The organism is Rhizobium halophilum (assembly GCF_021648825.1).
GTDB lineage: Bacteria > Pseudomonadota > Alphaproteobacteria > Rhizobiales > Rhizobiaceae > Neorhizobium > Neorhizobium halophilum.
Genome location: NZ_JAKJHS010000004.1, coordinates 272226 through 296469, shown reverse-complemented (window position 1 = coordinate 296469; position 24244 = coordinate 272226). Strand labels below are relative to the sequence as shown.

Genomic DNA, 24244 nt, shown 5'->3' with positions numbered 1-24244 from the left:
TCCGCATCATCGTTCGAGCCCGCTCCCGTCATTGTCTATCTACCCAAATGCCGGTTTGCCCGTTGTCACACCACCTACTGGTTCGGGATCTCTATTAGCGATGCGTTGACTTTCGTGCCCCCCGGAGTTAGAAGCCCGCCCGAATTGCAACGGATGCAAAGAACAACCCCCAATCTCAGTCTTCCAGTCTCATTTTCATTCCCGCGACCTGATACGCTTGGATGAGGGGGCAGCTTGGCGTAGACTGAAACACGCAAGTCACGACAAGAAGGAATTAATCCATGAGTGTGCGTGTATCTGGTAAGCAGATGGAAATCGGCGACTCGTTCCGCCAGCGGATTGAATCGCAGATCGCCGACGCTATCACCAAGTACTTCGACGGCGGGTATTCCAGCCAGGTCATCGTGGCCAAGGCGGGCTCCCGCTTTTCGAGCGATTGCTCCGTTCACCTCGACACGGGCATCGTTCTTCATGCAGCAGGCCAAGCCAACGACCCACAACTTAGCTTCGACGCAGCAGCTGAACGCATTGAAAAGCGGCTGCGCCGCTACAAGCGGAAGCTCAAGGACCATCATGCCGGTGCGCAGGGTAATGGACAGGCCAATATCGCATACACCGTCATGGATGCGGTTCCCGAAGAGGGTGACGAGATCCCAGAGGATTTCGCGCCAACCATCGTGGCTGAAAGCTCCAAGCAATTGAGAACGATGTCGGTCGCTACCGCCGTCATGGCGTTGGACATGACCGACGAACCGATCCTCCTCTTCCGCACACCCGGGAACGAGGAACTCAACATCGTCTACCGCCGACATGACGGCAACATTGGCTGGATCGACGCCGCCAATATCAAAGGCTAACGGATCTCTGGGCGAGCGTTGGCAACAGCGCTCCCTCCACCCCTGTGGTGGTACAAAGGATGAAGAGAATGGCTTTGGCAGATTTGCTGCAGCAAGATGCAATAATTCCCGCTCTGAAGGTAAACTCCAAGAAACAACTGCTGCAGGAGCTTGCCGCCAAGGCTTCCAAGCTTGCTGGCGTGCCGGAACGGGAAATCTTTGACGTCATCCTGCAGCGCGAGCGGCTGGGCTCAACTGGCGTCGGACACGGTGTGGCGATCCCGCACGGCAAGCTCAACAGCATCTCCGCCATTAAGGGCGTGTTCGCCCGGCTCGAGAACCCTGTTGATTTCGAAGCACTGGACGATGAGCCCGTGGATCTCGTTTTCCTGCTGCTCGCGCCCGAGGGCGCCGGTGCCGATCACCTGAAGGCACTTTCGCGGATTGCCCGTGTGCTTCGGGATCAGGATCTGGTCCACAAGCTTCGGCAGACTGATTCAGCGTCTGCCATCTATGCATTCCTCAATGAAGAGCACGCGTCGAACGCCGCTTGAACCTTCGGTACACCCATGAAAAAACCGCCTGAATCTTTCGATGCAGGCGGTTTTGTCGTGTTTATCGGAGGGACAGCTTCAGCTTTGTGCTTTCTCGGATGCCTCGACTGTACCGTGTTGCGCCTCTGCCTTGGGGCCGCCCTTTGAAACACCCACCATGGCGGGGCGCAGGACGCGTTCGCCGATGGTGAAGCCTGCCTGAACAACCTGGAGAACCGTGTTATTGGGCACATCCGCATTGGGGATCTCGAACATGGCTTGATGGAAGTTCGGGTCGAACTTCTCGCCCTCCGCTTCGATTTTCTTGACACCATGCCGCTCCAGCGCCGACAGCATGGAGCGCTCCGTCATTTGCACGCCTTCGAGAAGTGTCGTTAGAGTCTGATCTGCATTGTCCCGGACATCAGCCGGCACGGCGTCGAGTGCACGGCGGAGGTTGTCAGACACTGCGAGCATGTCTCGGGCGAAACCGGCAACCGAATAGGATTTGGCATCCTTGACGTCTCGCTCAGTCCGGCGGCGCAGATTTTCCATTTCAGCCGCCATGCGAAGAAATCGGTCGCGCAGTTCCGCATTCTCTGCCTTTAGAGCCTCGGTCGGATCTGGCTCGGCAACTGGCGCTTCAGCCGCATCCGTAGCTTGCGACCCCTCGAGAGCGGACGCCAAGGTTTCCGCACTGTTTTCGGAGGCCTGTTCGTTTCTGGCCGCGTCAGGTCGGTTCGTCTTTGTCTCTTCGGTCATGACCTTCTCCGGTGTACGTGTTCACGAAGTCGTGCCCGATATCGAGGTTTGAGCTACAAAAATCAAGGCTTCGAAGGCGATGGGCAGCTAGATCGGCTGACGAGTCAGTCGGGCCAGGAGCTGGGCGGTGTAATCGACCATCGGAACCACCCTCGCATAATTCAATCTGGTCGGCCCTATTACACCCACGGCTCCGACTATCCGCTCTTCCTGGTCGCGATAGGGAGCGACGATGAGTGACGATCCGGAAAGAGAGAAGAGCTTGTTCTCCGATCCGATGAAGATGCGGACACCAGGCCCTGTTTCAGCAAGATCCAGAAGTTCGATGAGGCTGTCTTTCTTCTCCAGGTCGTCGAACAGCATGCGCAGCCGATCGAGATCTTCCGTCTCCGTAATGCTTTCCAGAAGATTGGCGCGGCCTCGAACGATCAACTGGTTAGGCTTATCGTCGTCGTGACTTCCGGACCAGACGGCGAGACCGCGTTCAACCAGATCCTGGCTGAGAACCGTCAGTTCGTCCTGAACCGCGGCCTTGAGCATCTGAAGTTGGCCCCGAAGCTCAACCAGCGTCTGCCCGCCGAGATGCGCATTGAGGAAGTTGGCAGCTTCAACGAGTTGCGAGGACGTCACCCCCGCCGGCAGCTCAATGATCCTGTTTTCTACCTGGTTATGCTCGCCAACAAGCACAGCGAGCGCCTTTGTCGGTTCTAAACGGATGAATTCCACATGTTTCAGCACCGGGTCGCTTTTGGTCGTGATAACGATACCCGCGCCACGCGACACACCGGACAACATCTGACTCGCCTCGTTCATCAGCGCTTCCAAGGGCCGGTCACGCTCCTCCGGCCGGATCTGGCGTTCGATTGAAGTCCGCTCTTCCTCCGAAAGATCACCCACCTGCATGAAGGCATCAACAAAGAAACGCAGGCCTGACTGCGTCGGCAGCCGCCCCGCGCTGATGTGCGGAGCGTAGATAAGACCTAGTTCCTCAAGATCGCTCATGACGTTGCGAACCGAGGCGGGCGATAGTGACATCGGCAAAAGGCGGGAAAGATTTCTAGAACCGACGGGTTCCCCCGTATCCAGATAGGATTCGACGATACGTCGAAAGATTTCGCGGGAACGGTCGTCCAGCGGCGCGCCGTTGTCCCTCCGTGCCATGAAGCTCATCGTCCTGTTCTTGCCTCTTGTGACTGCTCCAAAACTATAGTCCCTCGCTCGCGGGTTCGCCAACAGCGTTTTCGCTCACTGGGGTGCGCCGCCCTTTGAGCCGCCCTTTTTCTTTGCAAATGCACAGGTAGGCCCTTAGAAGGCGGTACGAACTCTTCGGGGAGCAACAGATGCGGCCTTCAGGCAGAAAAACCGACCAGATGCGCAAGGTGTCTTTCGAGCGCAATTTCTCTAAGCATGCAGAAGGCTCCTGCCTGGTGCGGTTTGGCGACACACATGTGTTGTGCACCGCCAGCCTTGAGGAGAAGCCGCCGGCGTGGCTTCGCAACAGTGGCAAGGGTTGGGTGACTGCCGAATACGGCATGCTTCCGCGCGCGACCGGTGACCGCATGAGGCGCGAGGCAACGGCTGGCAAGCAGGGCGGGCGCACTCAGGAAATCCAGCGGCTGATCGGCCGATCCTTGCGGGCAGTCGTCGATCTTTCCGCTCTTGGAGAGAAGCAGATTACCGTCGATTGCGATGTCATTCAGGCCGATGGCGGAACGCGAACTGCCGCCATCACGGGCGGCTGGGTCGCGCTTCACGATTGCCTGAAGTGGATGGAAGGCCGCTCCATGGTGAAGCTCGACAAGGTGTTGAAGGACCACGTCGCGGCGATCTCCTGCGGGATCTTTGCGAGCCAGCCGGTGATCGATCTCGATTACCTGGAAGACTCCGCTGCGGAGACAGACGCTAATTTCGTCATGACTGGCGCGAGCGGCATTGTCGAGATTCAGGGCACGGCGGAAGGGGCTCCTTTCACCGAGGAAGAATTCCTTTCCCTTTTGAAGCTGGCGCAGGCGGGAACGCAGGAACTGGTGGCGTTGCAGAAGCAAGTGATCGCCACTTGAACGGAGGACCTGGTGCTGATCGAGGGTATTCTGGAAACCGCGCTCTATGCTGACGACCTTGATGCAGCCGAGACGTTCTACGGTGGGACCCTGGGCCTGGAGCGGATCGTTCGCGCGGGGGATCGGCATGTCTTCTTCCGCTGCGGGCAAGGCGTCCTTCTTATCTTCAATCCGACGGAAACCGTGAAAGCGCCACCAGAGGATGGGCCGCAGGTGCCGCCGCATGGAGCGCTCGGCGCGGGCCACGCCTGTTTCCGCGTCGCCCGAAACAAACTGGACGACGTGGCGGTCCTCCTGAAGTCCGCCGGGACGCCTATTGAAAGCAACGTCATTTGGCCGAACGGTGCCCGTTCCCTCTATTTCCGCGATCCAGCGGGGAACAGTCTGGAATGTGCCGAACCAGGCCTCTGGTCAATTGGCTGAGGAATAAGCATGCGCAAGCTCGATACTAAGACGATCGTCGTGGCTAGCCACAATGGCGGGAAGATCCGAGAAATTGCTGAGCTGATTGGTCCCTTTGGTTTTTCCGCCAGGTCGGCGGCGGAACTGCAGTTCGAAGAGCCTGAGGAGACTGGTACCACCTTCGAACAGAATGCGGCGATCAAGGCGCTGGCCTCGGCCAAGGCCTCAGGCCTTCCGGCCCTGTCGGATGATTCCGGTCTGATGGTGGATGCGCTTGGGGGCGCTCCTGGCGTTTATACAGCCAACTGGGCCGAACGCGAGGACGGTAGCCGCGACTTCCAGATGGCAATGGAGAAGGTGGAGAATGCACTGCAGGAAAAGCACTTAACCCGCGCAGATCAGCGAACGGCGCGCTTCGTGAGCGTGCTCTGCCTCGCCTGGCCGGATGGCCACACGGAGCTTTTCCGCGGCGAGGTCGAGGGCACCGTTGTCTGGCCACCTCGTGGTGAGAAGGGTTTTGGCTACGATCCCATCTTTAAGCCCAATGGCTACGATACTACCTTTGGGGAAATGAGTTCAGACGAGAAACACGGCTGGAGCCGTGGCGAGCCGGAAGCGCTATCCCATCGCGCCCGAGCCTTCAAACGCTTCGTCGAAACCTGTCTGGAGGCCTGAGGCCCGGTGAACTTCGACGCGACACTCTTGCCCGACACCGGCGAACCCGGTTTCGGGATCTACGTGCATTGGCCCTTCTGCGCGGCCAAGTGCCCTTATTGTGACTTCAATAGCCATGTCCGCCATCGGTCGGTGGACCAGCCTCGGTTTGTCGCCGCCTTCCTTAAAGAGATGGAGACGATGCGGCGGATGGCAGGGCCGAAGACCGTCACCAGCATCTTTCTTGGCGGAGGGACTCCTTCGCTGATGGAACCGGCGACCGTTGCGGCGGTGCTCGACGGGATTGCACGCCATTGGCACGTGCCCAATGGGATCGAGATCACGATGGAAGCCAATCCTTCCAGTGTTGAAGCCGAACGTTTCCGAGGTTATCGAGCCGCCGGCGTCAACCGGGTCTCGCTCGGCGTCCAGGCGCTGAACGACCTTGATCTGAAGTTCCTTGGACGGTTGCATGACGTTGCCGACGCGCTGAAGGCGATCAGACTGGCGCGGGAGATCTTCCCACGCATGAGCTTCGACCTCATCTATGCGCGCCCCAACCAGACGGTTTCGGCTTGGGAGGCGGAACTGAAACAGGCTATTTCCTATGCTGTGGACCACCTGTCGCTCTACCAACTCACGATCGAGGAGGGCACGGCCTTCTACGGTCTGCACAAGGCGGGCAAGCTGATTGTACCCGACGGCGATCAATCCGCCGACCTCTACGAGGCGACCCAGGAGATTACGGCGCGGCACGGAATGCCGGCCTATGAGGTTTCCAATCATGCCCGACCCGGCGCAGAGAGCCGGCACAATCTCACATACTGGCGCTATGGGGAGTACGCCGGCATCGGTCCAGGTGCTCATGGCCGGCTAACGCGGGGACCGCACAAGATCGCAACGGCGACGGAGCGTCACCCGGAGACGTGGCTCGAACTCGTTGAGGCTTCCGGCCATGGAATGCGGGATCAGGAGGAACTGGGGCGCGACGAGCAGGCGGACGAACTCCTGCTGATGGGTCTGCGACTGACGGAAGGTGTTGATCTTGCAAGGTGGCAGCAACTTTCCGGCCGCGATCCGGATCCGGCGCGCGAGCAGACGTTGCTGGAACATGGATTCATCGAGCGGCTCGGCAATTCGCGATTGCGCTGCACGCCCAAAGGCATGCTCGTGTTAGATGCGGTGGTGGCAGACCTGGCATGCTGAGGCCTGCCCCATAGAAAGAAAGCGGCCGGCATCAACCGGCCTACTCCTCACGTCCTCACGCATTATTCTCGTTGATCAGCCGCTTCAGAAGCTCGACCTCGTGGCTGAGCTTTGTGTCGCCGCCAATCAGGTCTTCGATCTTGCGAACGGCATGCAGCACGGTCGTGTGATCTCGCCCGCCGAAGCGCCGGCCGATTTCGGGGAAGGAGCGCGGGGTGAGGGTTTTCGCTAGGTACATCGCGATCTGCCGCGGCTTGACGACGACGCGGGTGCGGCGATTGGACACCAACTCCTGACGCGAAACATTATAGTGGCGCGCGACGATACGCTGAATATCTTCGATGCGGACGCGCTTCGCTTCGCCTGCCCCGACAAGATGGGCCAGGAGCTCATCGACTCGCTCAAGCGAGAGCGACGGCTCGAATGACTTGCGGAAGATCAATTGATTGAACGCGCCCTCAAGCTCGCGACCGCTGCTTGCGACACTGCGGGCAACGTGAGACAGGATCTCGGCCGGAATTTCGAGCGTCGGATCATCCTGCTGGGCAGCTTCAAGGCGCTGCTTCAGCATTTGCAGACGCATCTCGTAATCCGGCGTTTCCATCTCGATAGCGACGCCGCCCTGGAGGCGCGAACGAACCCGCGGATCGAGCGATTCCAGTTCCCACGGCGCACGGTCTGCGGCGACAACCACCTGTTTGGCGCTGTCCAGCAGCGTGTTGAGCAGATGGCAAAACTCGTTCTGGATCATCTTGCCCTGCAGGAACTGCATGTCGTCGATGATGAGCAGGTCGATACTGCGCAGCGAATCCTTCAACGTTAACGCGTCATTGTCGCGAATTGCAGTGGCGAAGCGCCACATGAAATATTCGGCTGTCAGGTAGACGACACGCGGCGAACGCGCGCTTGATACTGCGGCATTGGCGACCGCCTGAAGAAGATGGGTCTTGCCCAGGCCGACCCCCGAATGGATGAACAGCGGGTTGAAGCGGACTGCGCCGGCTCCAGCCTCCGCGATCGTCTTGGCCGCAGCAAGTGCCACGCGGTTCGAGGGACCTTCCACATAGGTCTCGAACGTATAGCGGGAATCGAGCGGCGAGCCGAAAAGCGGCGCAGCTGCCGGGCGCGCCGCAGCCAGCGTGGGGAAGGACGCGATCTTACCGATTTCCCGAGGTGTGCTGCTGCGGGGGAAAGGAAGGGGAGCGCTGGCCGGCGAGGACGCTATCTCCACCGGAAGCGGACGTTGCTCGCCTTCAACGGGACGCGCGGCGCGGCTGGCGCTGCGAACGAGGATCTCTACTCTTAGAACAGCCGGATCCTCGGCTTGAATGATCGTCGTGATCAGGTCGAGATAACGGTTGTTGATCCAGGATTTCAGAAACGTCGTCGGAACGCTCAGGCGTACCACGCTCTTGGAGATGGAGTGGAGCTTCAATCGTCCGAACCAGCTAGCATAAACATCCTGACCAACCTGGGCCTTCAGACGCTTGCTGAAACGCTCAAACAGAGCTTCATGCTTCATCTCTGAGTTTTCCCCTGCCGCTGGGTTCATCTTTATATCGAATGCCTGCCGCGCCCTGTCTGCCTCGCCTGCTGCACGGGCTGATCCGGTATTCGTCTGCATGTGGTTGCCGCCTTCCAAGTTCTCTCTGTGCTGCCAGCGCCTCGCGTCGCCGCCAAAACACTCGTATCTGAGATCCGCCCTCACATCATGAGAGGCCGGATCGAAGCCCCATTGCCGCGTCGCATCACCTTCGCCCGCCAAAGGCAACCGGCTTCGCAATCTACCCCTCGAAGGCTTTCGCCCTCCTGCAGGCAACCCACCTCGTACCGGGGCCTGCGCTCCATCTCCCTTTCTCGCCGGCAAGCCGGTATACATTTGGGCACAGCGGTGGGCTTCCAAAAGTCGCTCAGACTCCCGGCGCACAACCGCTGGTTATGTGAAGAGCGGGCACAGAACTCCCGCAACAAGGGTCAAAAAGACACGCCCCGTCAGGATATCCTGCGGCTAGCGATGGCCCTTTGGTGAAGTCGTCCCGCGCCCTTGCTGAAGGCATTTAGGCAGGATCACCGATCAAGATCAATGCCGAAATTTACCCGGAATTAATTGGCAGCCGTTGACTCTGACATGCCGTTTGGCATCACCAATTTTGGCCGCGAGAGAATCGCTGTTGAATCAATGAGATTCGAAAATGACAGCAACCAAGGGGCGTGTTTCCCAGAAAAAATAAAAAAAAACTTGACTCAGTTTTTGCCTTCACGGGCCTCCCCGAAAAGGGCCGCCCTCTTCAGATCCTTCAGTAAACTACTGATTTTTACAGATAATTTCTGTTACGCGGACGTCATAGAGGATGTGGCAGAGCGGCAACACCTGCCAGCGATGAACCATGAATCAAGAAAGCCCGGCGGATCGCCAGGCTCGCTCACAACATGTTGAATATGAAGGTTAGGCGGCCAGTGCCTTCACACGCGCGGCAAGGCGCGAGACCTTCCGGGACGCCGTGTTACGATGAACAACGCCCTTGGAAGCAGCACGCTGCAGTTCCGGCTGGGCCGCCTTCAGAGCAGCAGCAGCAACCGCGGCATCGCCAGAAGCGATTGCTTCTTCAACCTTGCGGAGGAAGCCGCGCACGCGCGAACGACGAGCCTTGTTCACTGCGGTACGGCGAGCGATCTTGCGGGTCGCCTTCTTCGCCGAAGTTGTATTGGCCATGTATGCCTCTCTACGAATTCGAACCAAACCCACACTTGCCGCGACCGGTCATTGTGCGACCTTACCTTCAGCAATGAGGGAGCATTAGAGGAAGCCTTTGGTCAGGCTTTCCCAACTGTGGCGCGGCATATAACTTGAAAGGCAGGATCAGTCAACGCGCAATTTGTGCTTACTTGGCCGTTCCAAGCTACCGATTGCTAAAGTTCGGCTTCCGTTTCTCCACGAAAGCGGCCATGCCTTCCTTTTGATCCTCTGTGGCAAACAGCGAATGGAATAACCGGCGTTCGTAGCGAAGACCCTCCGCCAGCGTCAGTTCGTTCGAGCGTCCGACGGCTTCCTTTGCCATCAGCACGGCGGCACGTGAATAGGACGCTATCTTAGCTGCCGCTTCCACTGCCTCGTCCAGCAGGCGCTCCGGCGGAACGATGCGAGCAACTAGCCCCGCCCTTTCGGCCTCGGCGGCATCCATCATTCGGCCCGTCAGTACCAGGTCCATGGCCTTTGCCTTCCCCACGGCCCGGGTCAGCCTCTGGGAGCCTCCCATCCCAGGGATGATGCCGAGCGTGATCTCCGGCTGGCCGAACTTGGCTGTATCCGAGGCAATGATGAAGTCGCAGATCATCGCAAGCTCGCACCCGCCGCCCAAGGCATAGCCGGAAACCGCCGCGACAATGGGCTTGCGCGTAGCCGCGATTGCTTCCCAGCCGCCGAGGAAGTCGCCGAGATAGGCATCTACGAATGTCACCGGCTGCATCTCCTTGATGTCCGCGCCGGCGGCGAAGGCTTTTTCAGAGCCGGCTAACACGACGGAGCCGACCCTATCGTCGCTGTCACATCCGCGAAGCGCCTCGCTCAGCTCCCGCATAACCGTGGAGTTGAGGGCGTTCAGCGCCTGCGGCCGATTGAGCGTGATCAGCATGACCGCCCCTCGCTGTTCCGTCAGCAGCGTCTCAAATTCCTTCACGATGAACCTCCCCTTGCATGGCTCTATTTCTGACATCCGGCGCAGAAGAATGTGGACCGGCCGGACTGGACGATGCGCGCGACGGTACCGTTGCAAGCGGGCGTTCGGCAAGCCTCTCCTTCCTGATCGTAGACGGAGAAGGAATGCTGGAAGTAGCCGAGCGAACCATCTGCCTGGATGTGGTCCCGCAACGACGAGCCTCCTGCCGCGATGGCATCGGCGATCACCGCACGGATCGCGTCCGTGAGCACGACCAGTTCCTTCTTCGGCCGGCCTCCTGGCGTCACCAGCGATCCGGCACGGCGGCGCGGGGAGAGATGCGACCGCCAGAGCGCTTCACAGACATAGATGTTGCCGAGGCCGGCAATCACGTTCTGGTCGAGCAGGGCCCCCTTAAGCGGCTGGCTTTTTCCGGCAAAACGCGATGCCAGATAGGAGGCGTCGAGGGCATTGCCCGTCGGCTCCGGCCCGAGACCGACGAAGGCTGGATACGTGTCGAGTGCGCTGCGCTTCCACAGATGCATGAAGCCGAAACGCCGAGGATCATTATAGACGACTCGCTGCGAACAGTCCTGGGAGGTGAGGTGGACGACGACGTGGTCGTGCTTCTCGTCCTTTGAGCGGGGGTGGTGGAAACTTCCCGGCGTTTCTGCGGCGCGTTCTGCCTCCACGCGAAACGAGCCGGACATGCCGAGATGCGCGATGATCGTCCAGTCGTCTTCCAGGTCGATCAGCAGGTATTTCGCCCGGCGTCCGAGCGACAGGATGCGCTTGCCCGCCACGAGTTCGGCAAACCGGTCGGGGAACGGGAACCGCAGATCCGTGCGGCGGAGCTCGAGCTCTCTTATCGTGGCGCCTTCCATGGCAGGCGCCAGCCCGCGCCTGACCGTTTCCACCTCTGGCAATTCCGGCATGGGTTTCTAACTTCCTGTTCCAACGCCTGCTTGCCTGGTCTATAGACCGGGGCCGAACGTCGCACTGCTCCTCTGGGCTTGCGACACAGATAGCGAGGCGCAGATGATTTCGCTATGGTCGCCGGCCAGATGACGAGCAAGGAGTTCCGATGACTGAAGCGCGCACCTCTGCCGAAGGCGGCATGGAAACCTCTTACGGCTTCCGCCAGGTCGCCGAGGGGGAAAAGCAGCCACTTGTCAACGACGTCTTCCATAAGGTAGCGAAACGCTACGACATCATGAACGACGTGATGTCTGGTGGCATGCACCGCGTCTGGAAGGATGCTCTCGTCGCCACTCTCAATCCGCGCAAGGACGAAAACTACAAGGTTCTTGATGTTGCCGGCGGTACGGGCGACATCGCGTTTCGCATCCTGGAGGCTTCGGGCCGCAAGGCGCATGCGACGGTGCTCGACATCAACGGTTCTATGCTGGCCGTCGGCGCCGAGCGGGCGGCAAAGCTTGGGCTCTCGGACCATCTGACTTTTGTGGAAGCAAATGCCGAGGAACTGCCGTTCGAGGCCAATTCCTTCGATGCCTATACGATCGCCTTCGGCATCCGGAACGTGCCGCGGATCGACGTGGCGCTAAAGGAAGCCTACCGCGTGCTGAAGCGCGGCGGGCGGTTGCTCGTCCTGGAATTTTCCGAAGTCGACTTGCCGATGCTGACCCGCCTCTACGACGAGTGGTCGTTCAACGCGATCCCGCGTTTCGGCAAGATGATCACCGGCGACAGCGAGCCCTATCAGTATCTGGTGGAGTCCATCCGCAAGTTTCCCAATCAGGAAAATTTCGCCGCCATGATCCGCAGCGCCGGGTTCTCTCGCGTGACTTACACCAACTACACGGGCGGCATTGCTGCGCTCCACTCCGGCTGGAAGCTCTGACCGGATGGCCATGGCATGCGGCGTGAAGGCTAGAGGCGGCTCATGAGTACCATCGGCGCCTATTTCCGACTGGTTCGTGTCGGCTGGGTCCTGGTGCGCGAGGGCGTGGTATCGGCGCTCCCAAGCCAGGACATGCCGCCCGCTATCGGCGTGCTGAAATCACTGGCCGAACCTTTCACGCGCTTTCGGGCAAAGAAGCAGGCCCGAAGCGCAAGGCTTTCCCGTGCTGTGGACAGGCTTGGGCCGTCTTACGTCAAGATCGGGCAGTTTCTCGCGACGCGTCCCGATGTCGTCGGCGTCGATTGGGCGCTCGACCTCTCGATGCTGCAGGATCGCATGCCGTTTTTCCCGACGGAGACGGCGAGGATCGCGATCGAAGGGTCACTCGGCCGGCCGATCGACGACCTGTTTGCGGAGTTTGGCGAGCCGATCGCTGCCGCCTCCATCGCCCAGGTTCATCCGGCGCGCGTGGCCGGCAAGAAGGTGGCAGTTAAGGTCGTGCGCCCCGGCGTTCGTCAGCGCTTCGCCCATGATATCGAAAGCATGTATCTGCTGGCACGGATGCAGGAGCGGCTGATCCCCTCGAGCCGCCGCCTTCGTCCGGTGGAAGTGACTCGGACGCTGGAGCAGACCACCAAGGTCGAGATGGACCTGAGGCTGGAAGCGGCAGCCCTTTCGGAGATCGCGGAGAACACGAAGAACGATCCCGGCTTTCGGGTGCCGGAGGTCGATTGGGAGCGAACCGGCCGCGACGTCATCACCATGGAGTGGATCGACGGCGTTAAGATGTCGGATCTGGCGGGTCTCAGGGCGGCCGGCCACGATCTCGACCGGCTTGCCGAAACCCTCATCCAGTCCTTCCTGCGCCACACGCTGCGCGATGGCTTCTTCCATGGCGACATGCACCCGGGCAACCTGTTCGTCGATCCTGTCGGCACCATTGTTGCGGTCGACATGGGCATTGTCGGACGGCTGGGGAAGAAGGAACGGCGGTTCCTGGCCGAAATTCTCTATGGCTTCATCATCCGCGATTACCGGCGGGTGGCTGAGGTTCATTTCGAGGCGGGCTATGTTCCGTCGCATCACGATGTCGCAAGCTTCGCCCAGGCAATCCGCGCGATCGGCGAGCCAATCCACGGGCAGCCGGCGGAAACGATCTCGATGGCCCGCCTGCTTGCCCTTCTCTTCGAGGTAACGGACCTCTTCGAGATGGAGACCCGGCCCGAGCTCATCATGCTGCAGAAGACCATGGTTGTCGTCGAGGGGGTATCGCGCATCCTCAATCCGCGCTTCAACATGTGGAAGGCAGCCGAACCGGTGGTCGGCGACTGGATCCGCGACAATCTCGGCCCGAAGCGGGTCGTCAGCGACCTGCGCGACGGCGTGAAGGCGGCGGTGAAGCTCGCCGAGGCGCTTCCGGAAATTGCCGCCAAGACGGAAAAGCTGCATCACGAGGTGGTGCAGATGAGCGAGCACGGCCTGCGGTTCGATGCGCAGACCGCCGAAGCGATCGGCAAATCGGAAGCACGCCACAGCCGCTCGGGCCGCGTCGCGCTCTGGATCATCGCGCTCTGCCTTGTCTATCTCGCCTTCGCCATTGGATAGCGGCGGATCGAGGCTCGCGTGGACGTGCGTCCGCGAGCCTTCATTTCGCCCCCTTCTTCGGACTTTGTTAAGGAATTCATTCCTCCCGGAGGGCTTTTGATGGCGCTTGGCGCATCGCATCGTTTGCAGGATGGCGTCATTGCCGTCGAAACCATGACCCGCTTTGCGCTGGCGGTGCTTGCCCTCGCCTCCGGCGTCTACACCTATCTCGGCGTTCGCAGCCTGCTCGACGGTTCGGCGACCGCCGTGTTCTTCGCTGCGATCATCTATTCCGCCTCCGTTTCCGTCGCGATCTACGCCTTCTGGTCCTACATGGCGCGGTTTTACCCCCATGTGACAGGTGCTGCTGCCCGCGGTGCGATGCTCGGCGTCATGGCGTTGGGCTGCGCCATGATCATCGCCATGTCGAGCTGGCTGAACGCGGCGGCACTCGCCGGATCGGCGGCGCTTGAGCAGCATCTTGCCGAAACGGTTGAAGATTACACGGCAGACCTCGACCAGGCGCACCAGAACGCGCTTGCGGCGCAAAGCCTCCTGCCGGACATCCAGCGCACCTCCGAACGCTTTGCAAGACTGGCGGAAGACGAGCGCGAATCCGGCGCCCTGACGGGCACCACAGGCTCAGGAAGTGTCGTACAGCTGCTCTCGCAGATGTCTGCGCAACTCAGCGAACTTGAGACCGGCATCACAGCATCGCGCGAACGGGTCAACACACTCTTTGATCAAGGTCGTGCGCATCTTGAGACAATGCGCGGCCTTGTCTCCGCACCCGGCGCGATTGCTCCCCGCAGCGACGAGTTCTCGGCAGAGGTCGTGGCGCTGTCCGGCGTCATCACCTCGCTGGAGCAGACGTCGATCGCACCGTCCGTCAAGCGAGCCGCCGAGGATCTTTCCCTCGGCTTCATCGCACCCGTTGCCGATGGCCGCGCCGCCGATCTCGCCAACCGCCAGGACCAGGTGATGGAGACGATACGCGCTTCGGTTGCGGCGCAGTCCCAGGTGCTGTCCCAGGCCGCAGACGACATTCTTGCCCGCGAACCGGTGGCCGACCGTCGCTTTGTACCGCTTTCCTCCGCCGAAGCCGTTCTTCGCTATGCGGCGGACTTCATCCCTGCATGGGCCGGTGCGATTTCGATCGACCTCCTGCCTGCGGTGCTCGTCTTCATCCTTACGGTGGTCCATGGGGCGATCCGCCGGCAGGAGGAAAGACTGCCTTTCGCCCAGCGGATCACCGCTGCGGAGCTGCTCGAGTCGCTGGAAGTCCAGCGGGCGCTCGGCCGCAATGGTTTGGACGTCGAAAAGGCGCTGCAGGATGCGGAGGACGACGAGATGCGGGAACGCGAGTCCAACATCACCAGCCTTGAGATGGCGGCCAAGACACCGCGCAAGGGCCCTCCCGCATGAGGCCTCCCTCGCTTGCGCTGCGTCTGAAGGAGACATTTCTGCGAACCGACGACGGGGCGCTCATGCGCTACGCGTTCTTCAGCCTTCTTGCAGCCGCTGGTATCTTCGTGGCCATCGATGTGCGGGAACTCAGCCTCGCCAATGCGAATCTGCCTGGCCATGACCCCATGCACACCGACGCGCCGGTTCTGCCGCCGGCACTCACCGATGGCGTGCCGCAAGCGCCTCCGGTCCAGCCTGAAAGTCCGCCGGAGGTTCTGCGCCAGCCGATGCGCTTCGAATTACTTTCGGGCGGCACGCTTCGTGCGGAGGGTTCGATTGATCTCGGGGCGGCGGTCAGGTTCGCAGAGGAAATCGAGGCGCGCGGCGAATACGTGAAGTCGGTGGCGCTGAACTCACCGGGCGGCTCTGTGGACGACGCTCTCGCGATGTCGATGCTCATCCGGGAAAAGGGGCTGAACACGAGAGTCGCCTCGAAGGCGCTTTGCGCTTCGTCCTGCCCGATCGTTTTTGCCGGAGGTGTCAGCCGGGAAGCCGACAAGGATGCCGTCGTTGGCGTCCACCAGGTGTTCAACGCCGGTCAAGCTCGCCCCTCGCCTGAACAGGCAATGTCCGGCGCACAGAGCACAACTGCCCGTATCGCGCGCCACCTGGACGAGATGGGCATCGGCGCCGGACTTTGGATCAACGCCCTGGAAACACCGCCGGACCGGCTCTATTACCTTACCGTCAATGAGATGACTGAGTTCAAGCTGACGACCGATGCGGTTGCGACGGCGAAGCAGTAGGACTAGCGCTGTTCAGGAGGGCCGGACGCGATCCGCGCCTTCACCTCCGACAAACTCTCGGTGCCAGCCTTCTTCAATCCCGCTCCGGCAAGCTCCAGGGCGACGCCAGGGTGCTCCCGGACAAGCGTCTTCAAGGCAGCAAGAAACGCCACGGTCCCTATCCGCGCCGCCGGCGTCTTGCCAAAACGCTTCAACGCCAGCCGCTCCAGGCGGCCGGCTCTCCGTTTCTGGCGCCGATGCGCCTTGGCTTCAGTCTCGCCTAGTGCGTGGCGCTGCTGGCGAAAGGGCGATCTTCCTTCGCCTCCTCCCGCGACTGGCGCGTCGACCGCTTGTCATCCTTCGTCTGCGGGAGATAGGACCTTGCGGATTCGGTCACGGCACCCATGGCCGCATGCGCAGCACTCTGCACCGCATCACCTGCAATCCCTATTGCGCGCGCACCTTTGCGAGCGCCTTTTTTGCCCGCATGCGCCACCTCATCCCGCTCTTCCGCCAGGACCGCAGCGGCCGCGGCTGCTCCCGCCATTAGCGCCTTGCCGAGGATGTCGCGGCCCGTCTTGCTGGCCAGCATGGCTTTCAAAGACTTGGACTTGCGGATGGACTTCGGCACCTTGAAGCCAGCCACCTTCTTCGGAATTCTGTTCTTCTTGGCCATCGGGATCTCCTTTGGCGAGAAAAACGCTGAAGAGGCTGCCGCTGTTCCCGGCCCCCGCCCCTGCCGGATTGCAACTCGCGCGTCAAAGGCTTAGCTTCGCGCCACCCTCAGGACGGGCGACGGCATGGAACTCTCCGACAAGCGCATCCTTCTCATCATCTCGGGCGGCATTGCCGCCTATAAGAGCCTTGACCTCATCCGCCGCCTTCGCGCGCGGGGCGCCTCTGTGCGTCCGGTGATGACGGCAGCCTCGCAGGAGTTTGTCACGCCGCTGGCGGTCGGCGCGCTTTCCGCGTCGCATGTCTACACCGAGCTCTTTTCTCGCGAGGACGAGCAGGATGTCGGGCACATCCGCCTCGCCCGCGAATGCGACCTCGTTCTGGTGGCGCCGGCAAGTGCCGACCTCTTGGCGAAGATGGCGTATGGATTGGCAAATGATCTTGCGAGCACGATTTTGCTTGCAAGCGACCGTCCGGTGCTCGTGGCGCCTGCGATGAACCCGAAGATGTGGTCTGCTGCCGCAACGGCGCGCAATGTTGCAACATTGAGGGCCGACGGGGTTCACTTCATCGGGCCGATGCGTGGGGAGATGGCGGAGAGTGGTGAGGCGGGGCTTGGCCGCATGGCGGAACCGCTCGAAATTGCGGATGCTGTCGGCCGCCTGCTGGGCAGCGCCAAAGGCCCGTTGTCAGGCCGAACCGCCATCGTCACCTCCGGACCCACCCACGAGCCGATCGATCCGGTGCGTTATATTGCCAATCGCTCCTCTGGGCGCCAGGGACATGCGATCGCAGCCGCCTTGGCACGGCTCGGGGCGGATGTGACGCTGGTGTCCGGACCTGTTTCGATTGCCGATCCGCCGGGTGTACACACCATCCATGTGGAGCGTGCGGAGGAAATGCTCCGGGCCGTGGAGGCGCGACTGCCGGCTGACATCGCCGTCATGGTCGCGGCCGTTGCCGACTGGCGGGTGGCGGGTGCTGCGGACCAGAAGATCAAGAAGCGGCAGGGCGAAGGCCCGCCGGCGCTCGAGCTGGCGGAGAATCCCGATATCCTCAGGACTGTGGGGCATCATCGGCAACGTCCAAAGCTCGTGGTTGGCTTTGCCGCGGAAACGCAGGACCTGGAAGAGAATGCGGTTCAGAAGCTGCGGCGCAAGGGAGCGGACGTGATCGTTGCCAACGACGTATCGCCCGAAACCGCCATCATGGGGGGAAGCCGAAATCGCGTGAACATCGTCTCGGCCGCCGGCATCCAGGACTGGCCGGACATGAGCAAGGACGAGGTAGCCGAGCGGCTGGCGACGCTGATCTCCGAACTTCTTCCCGACGCTTAGGCTGCCTGCGCCGGCATCTCGGGAAGGAATGGCTCCACCGTTATCCCTTTTTCACCGACCACCACGATGCTCCCGTCCGGTATTTCGGCCCAGCGGTCCACCTCGTCATTCAGTGGTTCAGAGACCAGACAGTAGCTCAGCGGATCACCCAGCGGAGCAGCATAAAGTGTGGGCGGGCGGCTGTCGGTCGCATAGCGTACGGCATAGAGCGAGCGACCATCCGATAAGGCTGCGGTGAACCGCACGAGAACCTCGCCACCCAGATCGGCTGACAGTCCCTCCACCGTGGCAATGGCCCTCGCAAGTGCTCCCTGAGGGTCCCGGTCGAGTCCCAATTGCAGCGCCAGAAGGAAAAGCAGCTCGGAATCCGTGGCTCCGGTGCGGGCGTGGAACAGCTCGTCGCACAGCATCGCCTCCATGCGTCGGCGGATGCGGTCGAACCCGGAAATCTGGCCATTGTGCATGAAGGACCAGCGCCCGTGCACGAAGGGGTGGCAGTTGTCGCGGCGCGTTGCCCCGTGGGTGGCGGCACGTACGTGGGCGAGAAACAGCGGCGAGCGGATCTGCCGAGCCAGGCTGCGCAGGTTGCAGTCGGACCAGGCCGGCAGGATGTCACGGTAACGGCCGGGCTCCGCGTGGTCACCATACCAGGCAATGCCGAAGCCGTCGCCATTGGTCGCCGTCTTGGCGCGGGTCGCGCAGTGTGACTGCTCGATCAGGGAATGCGCAGGGGAAGAAACGAGCTCTTCCAGGTAGATCGGATTTCCACGATAGGCTGCCCAGCGGCACATGCTCTCAGAGCTCCGGCTTTCGTATTCGACGCACTCCTACGGAAGATTCGCCGCAGAAGCGTTAACGCAACGTAAATCCTGCACCTTAAGTGGCGGATTTGTGACAGGCCCGCTATTCCCCTTATGGCGCCGGAACCCGGTCCCGACCTTGCCACATCGGTCTGGTGGTCTACATAGCATGTCATGTCGCCTTCCAATCTATCGCACGCCGGAGATGATCAAGACCCGCTTCAGCCATTCGATTGGCTGGTAAAGACGCTGGTCGAGGAACCTGACCGCTGGGCCCTCTTTCTCGATATCGACGGCACCCTGATCGACCTTGCGCCGTCCCCGGATGAGATCATCGTTCCGCAAGAGCTCCCAGGCCACCTTTGGCGAATATCGCAGCATCTTGAAGGAGCGCTCGCGCTGGTCACCGGACGTGCCCTGCCTTACGCCGACGAGCTATTTCAGCCTCACCAGTTCCCGATTGCCGGTCTGCATGGCTCAGAGCGCCGGCTCGCCGATGGCAGGTTGGATCGCGTCACGGCAACCGAAGCCTTCGAAGAGGTGAAGAACGCGCTATACGTTGCAGCGGGCCAATGGCCGGGTATCCTGATCGAGGATAAGGGCGCCGCTATTGCCGCGCACTATCGCCAAGCACCGGAGAGACGGGCCGAACTGGAAAAAGTGATGGAATATTACCTGCTGCAGGCAGGAAACGACTTTGCCCTCCAGCGCGGCAAGATGGTCTTCGAGATCCGCCCGGCACGCGCCGACAAGGGCGGGGCCTTGGAGGCTTATCTTAGTGAACCACCCTTCAAGGGGCGCCGACCGATCGCAATCGGCGACGACGTGACCGACGAGGCGATGTTCAAGGTGGTCAACAGCCTGAACGGCAAGTCAATCCGTGTCGCCGAGAGGAGCGATGGCACTGAAGCACGCGCAGTGATCGCGTCGGCCGCGCTCGTTCGCGATGCCTTGGCACGTATCACCGAACAAACCACACCACATGATCTATCTCAGAAAGGAAGACGCACTTGAGCCGCCTCGTGGTCGTTTCCAACCGGGTTACCTTGCCAGCCAAGGGCGGCGCTGCGCCGGCCGGTGGCCTTGCCGTGGCACTTCAGGCTGCGCTGGAGGAGCGAGGGGGCATCTGGATGGGCTGGTCTGGCAAGTCCAGCGGCACGAAAGAGCCGGAACCGCTTTCGCTGCAAGAACACGGCAACATCACCTACGCCCTGACCGACCTCACCAAGACGGACGTCGAGGAGTACTACGAGGGATTTGCCAACCGTGTGCTTTGGCCGATCTGCCATTATCGCCTGGATCTGGCGGAGTACGGCCGGAAGGAAATGGCTGGCTACTTCCGCGTGAACCGCTTCTTTGCCCACCGGCTGGCGCCGCTTCTCGAGGAAGACGACGTTATCTGGGTGCACGATTACCACCTTATCCCCCTCGCGGCCGAACTGCGTCAGATGGGCGTGAAGAACAAGATCGGCTTTTTCCTCCATATTCCCTGGCCGCCTGCGGACGTCCTGTTCACCATGCCCGTTCACGAGGAGATCATGAGAGGGCTCTCCCACTATGATCTGGTGGGCTTTCAGACGGATCATGATCTGTCGAACTTCGGCGGCGGCCTTGTCCGGGAGGGCATCGGCGAAGCTCTCGGGGATGGGCTCTTCACCTCCTACGGACGGACCTTCAAGGGCGGCTTCTATCCAATCGGTATTGAGACAAGGGCGTTTTCCGAGTTTGCGACTAAGGCAGCACGCAACATTATGGTGCGCAAGGCGCGCCAGAGCATCGAAGGCCGCGACCTGATCATTGGGGTCGACCGGCTAGACTATTCCAAGGGTATTACCCAGCGGATCGATGCTTTCGAGCAGTTCGTCAAGGTCAATCCAGGTTACCACAACAAGGTCACCTACCTGCAGATCACGCCTAAGTCTCGCTCTGAAGTTCCCGAATATGAACAGATGCAGCGCACGGTGGCAGAACAGGCAGGCCGTGCCAACGGCGCAATCGGGACTGTTGACTGGGTACCGATCCGTTACATCAATCGCTCGATCGGGCGCCCTGTGCTTGCAGGTCTGTATCGACTTGCAAAAATCGGGCTTGTCACCCCGTTGCGCGACGGGATGAACCTTGTTGCAAAGGAATATATCGCGGCTCAAGATCCTGAAGATCCTGGCGTTCTCGTGCTGTCGCGCTTCGCGGGCGCAGCACGTGAACTCAAGGGCGCTCTTCTGGTCAATCCCTACGACATCGAAGGGACTGCCAACGCCATTGCCCGCGGCCTGAGCATGTCTCTCGAAGAGCGGCAGGAGCGGTGGCGCAGGATGATGGACCACCTGCTCGAGCACGACGTGATGCGCTGGTGCGACGACTTCCTTGCCGATCTCGCTCCTGAGCGCTGACGGTGCAGATCATCTTTCGGCGCCAACGACGCGAGCTCTTCCGCCACAAGGCTCTCACGCCGCCTTGGCGACGTGATACTCCTTAATAGCCACCATCTTGATGGTTGGATAGCGTTCGGCCTCATAGCGCAGCGAAAACGCATCCTGCGCCAGGAAGACCGGATCCCCATCCAGATCGCGGGCAATATCGCCGCGCTTGACGTTGAGGAACTTCTCCAGTTCCGCCGGCTGGTCGGATGAGATCCAGCGGCAGACGGAGAATCGGGACATCTCGAACGAGACGGGCAGCGTGTACTCCGCCGCAAGCCGTTCCTTCAGCACGTCGAGCTGCAGGGCACCGACGACGCCGACGATGGCCGGCGAGCCGTCCTCGGGCGAGAAGAGCTGGACGACGCCCTCCTCCGCCATCTGCTGAAGAGCCTCCTTCAGCTTTTTCGCCTTCATGGCATCCTCCAGCCGCACGCGGCGCAGGATCTCCGGCGAGAAGTTCGGTACGCCCTGGAAGACCAGCTGTTCGCCTTCGGTCAGCGTGTCGCCGATGCGAAGCGTCCCGTGGTTCGGGATACCGACGACGTCGCCCGCATACGCGGTATCGGCAAGCTGCCGCTGGGAAGCGAAGAAGAATTGCGGCGCGGTGAGCCCAAGCTGCTTGCCGGTGCGGGCGAGCCGAGCCTTCATGCCGCGCTCCAGCTTACCGGAGCAGACGCGCGCAAAGGCGATGCGGTCACGATGGTTCGGATCCATGTTGGCCTGAATCTTGAAGACAAAGGCCGTCATCTTGTCTTCGGCTGCGTGCACGGTGCGGGTGTCGGCGACCTGGTCGCGCGGGGGTGGGGCGAAATCGCCCAGCGCGTTGATCAAGTCGCGGACGCCAAAGTTGCGAAGCGCCGAGCCGAAGAAGACAGGGGTCATGTGCCCCTCAAGGAAGGCCTGCTTGTCAAACGGGCGGCAGGCTTCGCGCGCGAGTTCAAGTTCCTCGATGAAGGTGTCCCGCTCGTTTTCCGGCAGCTTGTCGGCAATCGCCTGCGGTCCGTTCACCTTCGTCGTCACCACCTGCGTATCGGAACCCCGAAAGCTGTTGTGAGCAAGATGATAGGCTCCGCAGAATGTCTTGGACCGGCCAACGGGCCAGGTGACCGGTGCGGTATCGAGCGCCAGCTTTTCCTCGACCTCGTCGAGGATCTCGAAGGGATCGCGGCTTTCGCGGTCCATCTTGTTGATGAAGGTGATGATCGGGATGTCGCGCATCCGGCAGACTTCGAAGAGCTTCAACGTCCGCGGCTCGATGCCCTTGGCGGCGTCGATGACCATGACGGCGGCATCCACCGCCGTCAGCGTGCGGTAGGTATCGTCTGCGAAGTCTTCGTGGCCGGGCGTATCGAGGATGTTGAAGACGTTGCCGCCATACTCGAAGGTCATCACCGACGTGACGACGGAGATGCCGCGCTCGCGCTCGATCTTCATCCAGTCCGAACGGGTCTGGATACGATCCTTCTTCGCCTTGACCTCGCCGGCAAGCTGGATGGCGCCGCCGAACAGCAGCAGCTTCTCGGTGAGCGTGGTCTTACCCGCATCCGGGTGCGCGATGATCGCAAATGTACGGCGGCGGGAAACCGCCTCGGCGAGACTTTCGGCCATATCTGGTAAATCCTGTGAGTTGCCGCGTATCTAGCGATTTCGCAGCACATATGCAATTGACCGGGAAGAACCGAAGGAAACTGCCCATGCGCGATGTCATCGGACCGCTTATCACCCTGATCCGGCTTCCGCACGGCGAGGGCCTGCCACTGCCGAGCTATGAGACGACGGGTGCTGCAGGAATGGACCTGCGGGCTGCGCTGCCGGAGGGCGAGACGCTGACGCTTGAGGCGGGCGAGCGCGCGCTGGTGCCGACCGGCTTGGTATTCGAGCTTCCCCAAAACTTCGAGGCGCAGGTGCGGCCACGATCTGGCCTGGCGTTCAAGCACGGCGTCACCTGCCTCAATACGCCGGGAACGATCGACAGTGACTATCGCGGCGAGGTAAAGGTGCTGCTTGTCAATCTTGGGCAGGAACCGTTCTCCATCGAGCGCGGCATGCGGATCGCGCAGATGGTGGTGGCGCCGGTGATCCAAGTGCGTGTGCAGGAGGCGGGCGAAGCCAGTTCCACCTTGCGAGGCGCAGGCGGCTTCGGTTCGACGGGGGTATAAGGAGCAAGCCCTGCCCGGACACGGCTTCGCCGTGGAACAAATTTCTGCGGCATACTGCCGATCCGATCTCTCTTCGCTGGCCTTGCGACGAAACTCGCCCTACCTTGTCGGCAACCTAGGGAGAGCAACATGGCAGACACAAAGAAGGCTGGCCGCGGCCGGATCTATTCCTCCATTACTGAAACGATCGGTGACACGCCGATCGTGCGCCTCGACAAGCTGGCCAAGGAGAAGGGCGTCAAGGCAAATCTCCTCGCCAAGCTCGAGTTCTTCAACCCCATCGCATCGGTCAAGGACCGCATCGGCGTTGCAATGATCGAGAGCCTGGAAGCTCAGGGCAAGATCACGCCCGGCAAGACGACGCTGGTGGAGCCGACCTCCGGCAATACCGGCATTGCACTTGCCTTCGCTGCGGCCGCAAAGGGCTACAAGCTGATCCTGACCATGCCGGAGACGATGTCTATCGAGCGCCGCAAGATGCTCGCCCTGCTCGGTGCCGAACTGGTGCTGACCGAAGGTCCGAAGGGGATGAAGGGTGCCATCGCCAAGGCAGAGGAACTCGCTTCCACTCTTCCCGACGCGATCATCCCGCAGCAGTTCGAGAACCCGGCAAACCCGGAGATCCACCGCAAGACGACGGCCGAAGAGATCTGGAACGACACCAATGGCGAGGTCGACATCTTCGTCTCCGGCATCGGCACCGGCGGAACGATCACCGGCGCCGGCCAGGTGCTCAAGGGCCGGAAGCCCGAGATCAAGGTGGTTGCGGTGGAGCCGACCGACAGCCCGGTGCTTTCGGGCGGCAATCCCGGCCCACATAAGATCCAGGGCATTGGCGCCGGCTTTGCCCCGAAGATCCTCGACACCGAAATCTACGACGAGGTCGTGACCGTTTCAAACGACGAAGCGTTCGAGATGGCACGTTTGGTCGCCCGCCTCGAAGGGGTGCCGGTTGGGATCTCCTCCGGCGCGGCCTTGACCGCCGCGATCCGGGTCGGCAGCCGCGAGGAAAATGCCGGCAAGAACATCGTCGTCATCATCCCTTCCTTCGCCGAACGCTATCTGTCGACGGCGTTGTTCGAAGGCCTGGGCGGCTGATCGGCGAGT

The 24244-nt window shown here is 61.2% G+C and carries 25 protein-coding genes; 15 read left to right on the top strand and 10 right to left on the bottom strand.

Features of this window, described 5'->3' with window-relative positions:
* Positions 1 to 281 precede the first annotated feature (281 nt).
* Both hpf and ptsN read left to right on the top strand, forming a co-directional pair.
* Positions 282 to 857: a ribosome hibernation-promoting factor, HPF/YfiA family gene (gene hpf / locus LXM96_RS10955; RefSeq protein WP_239998497.1), complete on the top strand. Its 576-nt coding sequence runs from the start codon at positions 282 to 284 to the stop codon at positions 855 to 857.
* Positions 858 to 925: 68 nt separating this feature from the next.
* Positions 926 to 1390 carry a PTS IIA-like nitrogen regulatory protein PtsN gene (gene ptsN, locus LXM96_RS10950; RefSeq protein ID WP_239998496.1) on the top strand — a complete coding sequence of 155 codons (465 nt, stop codon included), beginning with the start codon at positions 926 to 928 and terminating at the stop codon, positions 1388 to 1390.
* 78 nt (positions 1391 to 1468) lie between these two features.
* Here ptsN and grpE read toward each other — a convergent pair whose 3' ends face one another.
* Together grpE and hrcA are read right to left on the bottom strand one after the other, a co-directional pair.
* Positions 1469 to 2131 (bottom strand): nucleotide exchange factor GrpE, encoded by a 663-nt coding sequence (gene grpE / locus LXM96_RS10945; protein ID WP_239998495.1) that lies wholly within the window; start codon positions 2129 to 2131, stop codon positions 1469 to 1471.
* An 87-nt stretch (positions 2132 to 2218) separates the two neighbouring features.
* Positions 2219 to 3292, bottom strand: coding sequence for a heat-inducible transcriptional repressor HrcA (hrcA, locus tag LXM96_RS10940; RefSeq protein ID WP_394801933.1), 1074 nt, complete (start codon positions 3290 to 3292; stop codon positions 2219 to 2221).
* A 179-nt stretch (positions 3293 to 3471) separates the two neighbouring features.
* Between hrcA and rph the strand changes: the two genes are divergently transcribed.
* From rph to hemW, 4 genes are read left to right on the top strand one after another with little or no spacing between them, the layout of a single operon-like run.
* Positions 3472 to 4191: a ribonuclease PH gene (rph, locus tag LXM96_RS10935; RefSeq protein ID WP_239998493.1), complete on the top strand. Its 720-nt coding sequence runs from the start codon at positions 3472 to 3474 to the stop codon at positions 4189 to 4191.
* A gap of 15 nt (positions 4192 to 4206) precedes the next feature.
* Positions 4207 to 4614, top strand: coding sequence for a VOC family protein (locus tag LXM96_RS10930; RefSeq protein ID WP_394801941.1), 408 nt, complete (start codon positions 4207 to 4209; stop codon positions 4612 to 4614).
* A 9-nt stretch (positions 4615 to 4623) separates the two neighbouring features.
* Complete coding sequence (rdgB, locus tag LXM96_RS10925) at positions 4624 to 5268, top strand: RdgB/HAM1 family non-canonical purine NTP pyrophosphatase (RefSeq protein ID WP_239998492.1); 645 nt, start codon at positions 4624 to 4626, stop codon at positions 5266 to 5268.
* 6 nt (positions 5269 to 5274) lie between these two features.
* On the top strand, positions 5275 to 6453 hold the full coding sequence (gene hemW, locus LXM96_RS10920) for a radical SAM family heme chaperone HemW (RefSeq protein ID WP_239998491.1): 1179 nt from the start codon (positions 5275 to 5277) through the stop codon (positions 6451 to 6453).
* A 55-nt stretch (positions 6454 to 6508) separates the two neighbouring features.
* On the opposite strand, the gene dnaA is transcribed toward hemW, so the two are convergent.
* The 4 genes from dnaA to mutM all read right to left on the bottom strand — a co-directional run bounded on the left by dnaA (position 6509) and on the right by mutM (position 11044).
* Positions 6509 to 8077, bottom strand: coding sequence for a chromosomal replication initiator protein DnaA (gene dnaA / locus LXM96_RS10915; RefSeq protein ID WP_239998490.1), 1569 nt, complete (start codon positions 8075 to 8077; stop codon positions 6509 to 6511).
* A gap of 822 nt (positions 8078 to 8899) precedes the next feature.
* Positions 8900 to 9166 carry a 30S ribosomal protein S20 gene (gene rpsT / locus LXM96_RS10910; protein WP_239998489.1) on the bottom strand — a complete coding sequence of 89 codons (267 nt, stop codon included), beginning with the start codon at positions 9164 to 9166 and terminating at the stop codon, positions 8900 to 8902.
* Positions 9167 to 9353: 187 nt separating this feature from the next.
* Positions 9354 to 10130, bottom strand: coding sequence for an enoyl-CoA hydratase (locus LXM96_RS10905; protein ID WP_317208224.1), 777 nt, complete (start codon positions 10128 to 10130; stop codon positions 9354 to 9356).
* A gap of 23 nt (positions 10131 to 10153) precedes the next feature.
* The gene (gene mutM / locus LXM96_RS10900) at positions 10154 to 11044 is read right to left on the bottom strand and encodes a bifunctional DNA-formamidopyrimidine glycosylase/DNA-(apurinic or apyrimidinic site) lyase (protein WP_239998488.1); all 891 of its coding nucleotides are present in this window, start codon (positions 11042 to 11044) and stop codon (positions 10154 to 10156) included.
* Positions 11045 to 11193: 149 nt separating this feature from the next.
* On the opposite strand from mutM, the gene ubiE reads away from it, so the two are divergent.
* The 4 genes from ubiE to LXM96_RS10880 all read left to right on the top strand — a co-directional run bounded on the left by ubiE (position 11194) and on the right by LXM96_RS10880 (position 15767).
* Positions 11194 to 11970, top strand: coding sequence for a bifunctional demethylmenaquinone methyltransferase/2-methoxy-6-polyprenyl-1,4-benzoquinol methylase UbiE (gene ubiE / locus LXM96_RS10895; protein WP_239998487.1), 777 nt, complete (start codon positions 11194 to 11196; stop codon positions 11968 to 11970).
* Positions 11971 to 12012: 42 nt separating this feature from the next.
* Positions 12013 to 13575, top strand: coding sequence for a 2-polyprenylphenol 6-hydroxylase (ubiB, locus tag LXM96_RS10890; protein WP_239998486.1), 1563 nt, complete (start codon positions 12013 to 12015; stop codon positions 13573 to 13575).
* Positions 13576 to 13674: 99 nt separating this feature from the next.
* Positions 13675 to 14979, top strand: a complete 1305-nt coding sequence (locus tag LXM96_RS10885; protein WP_239998485.1) for a hypothetical protein — start codon at positions 13675 to 13677, stop codon at positions 14977 to 14979.
* On the top strand, positions 14976 to 15767 hold the full coding sequence (locus LXM96_RS10880; RefSeq protein WP_394801932.1) for a COG3904 family protein: 792 nt from the start codon (positions 14976 to 14978) through the stop codon (positions 15765 to 15767). The genes LXM96_RS10885 and LXM96_RS10880 overlap by 4 nt, the downstream gene beginning before the upstream one ends.
* A 2-nt stretch (positions 15768 to 15769) precedes the next feature.
* On the opposite strand, the gene LXM96_RS10875 is transcribed toward LXM96_RS10880, so the two are convergent.
* Both LXM96_RS10875 and LXM96_RS10870 read right to left on the bottom strand, forming a co-directional pair.
* Positions 15770 to 15961 carry a hypothetical protein gene (locus tag LXM96_RS10875; RefSeq protein WP_239998484.1) on the bottom strand — a complete coding sequence of 64 codons (192 nt, stop codon included), beginning with the start codon at positions 15959 to 15961 and terminating at the stop codon, positions 15770 to 15772.
* 65 nt (positions 15962 to 16026) lie between these two features.
* The gene (locus LXM96_RS10870; protein WP_239998483.1) at positions 16027 to 16422 is read right to left on the bottom strand and encodes a hypothetical protein; all 396 of its coding nucleotides are present in this window, start codon (positions 16420 to 16422) and stop codon (positions 16027 to 16029) included.
* Positions 16423 to 16546: 124 nt separating this feature from the next.
* On the opposite strand from LXM96_RS10870, the gene coaBC reads away from it, so the two are divergent.
* On the top strand, positions 16547 to 17758 hold the full coding sequence (gene coaBC / locus LXM96_RS10865; protein ID WP_239998482.1) for a bifunctional phosphopantothenoylcysteine decarboxylase/phosphopantothenate--cysteine ligase CoaBC: 1212 nt from the start codon (positions 16547 to 16549) through the stop codon (positions 17756 to 17758).
* Here the strand turns inward: coaBC and LXM96_RS10860 are convergent.
* On the bottom strand, positions 17755 to 18549 hold the full coding sequence (locus tag LXM96_RS10860; protein ID WP_239998481.1) for a class II glutamine amidotransferase: 795 nt from the start codon (positions 18547 to 18549) through the stop codon (positions 17755 to 17757). The genes coaBC and LXM96_RS10860 overlap by 4 nt on opposite strands.
* 183 nt (positions 18550 to 18732) lie before the next feature.
* Here LXM96_RS10860 and otsB point away from each other — a divergent pair, with 183 nt between their 5' ends.
* Both otsB and otsA read left to right on the top strand, forming a co-directional pair.
* Positions 18733 to 19572, top strand: coding sequence for a trehalose-phosphatase (otsB, locus tag LXM96_RS10855; RefSeq protein ID WP_239998480.1), 840 nt, complete (start codon positions 18733 to 18735; stop codon positions 19570 to 19572).
* Positions 19569 to 20948, top strand: coding sequence for an alpha,alpha-trehalose-phosphate synthase (UDP-forming) (otsA, locus tag LXM96_RS10850; protein WP_239998479.1), 1380 nt, complete (start codon positions 19569 to 19571; stop codon positions 20946 to 20948). Before otsB ends, otsA begins: the two co-directional genes overlap by 4 nt.
* A 54-nt stretch (positions 20949 to 21002) precedes the next feature.
* On the opposite strand, the gene LXM96_RS10845 is transcribed toward otsA, so the two are convergent.
* A complete protein-coding gene (locus LXM96_RS10845; protein ID WP_239998478.1) occupies positions 21003 to 22586 on the bottom strand; it encodes a peptide chain release factor 3 in 1584 nt (527 codons plus the stop codon).
* An 86-nt stretch (positions 22587 to 22672) separates the two neighbouring features.
* On the opposite strand from LXM96_RS10845, the gene dut reads away from it, so the two are divergent.
* Together dut and cysK are read left to right on the top strand one after the other, a co-directional pair.
* Positions 22673 to 23137 (top strand): dUTP diphosphatase, encoded by a 465-nt coding sequence (gene dut / locus LXM96_RS10840; protein ID WP_239998477.1) that lies wholly within the window; start codon positions 22673 to 22675, stop codon positions 23135 to 23137.
* A gap of 129 nt (positions 23138 to 23266) precedes the next feature.
* Entirely contained in the window at positions 23267 to 24235 is a 969-nt protein-coding gene (cysK, locus tag LXM96_RS10835; protein ID WP_239998476.1) for a cysteine synthase A, read from the top strand.
* Positions 24236 to 24244: the final 9 nt, after the last annotated feature.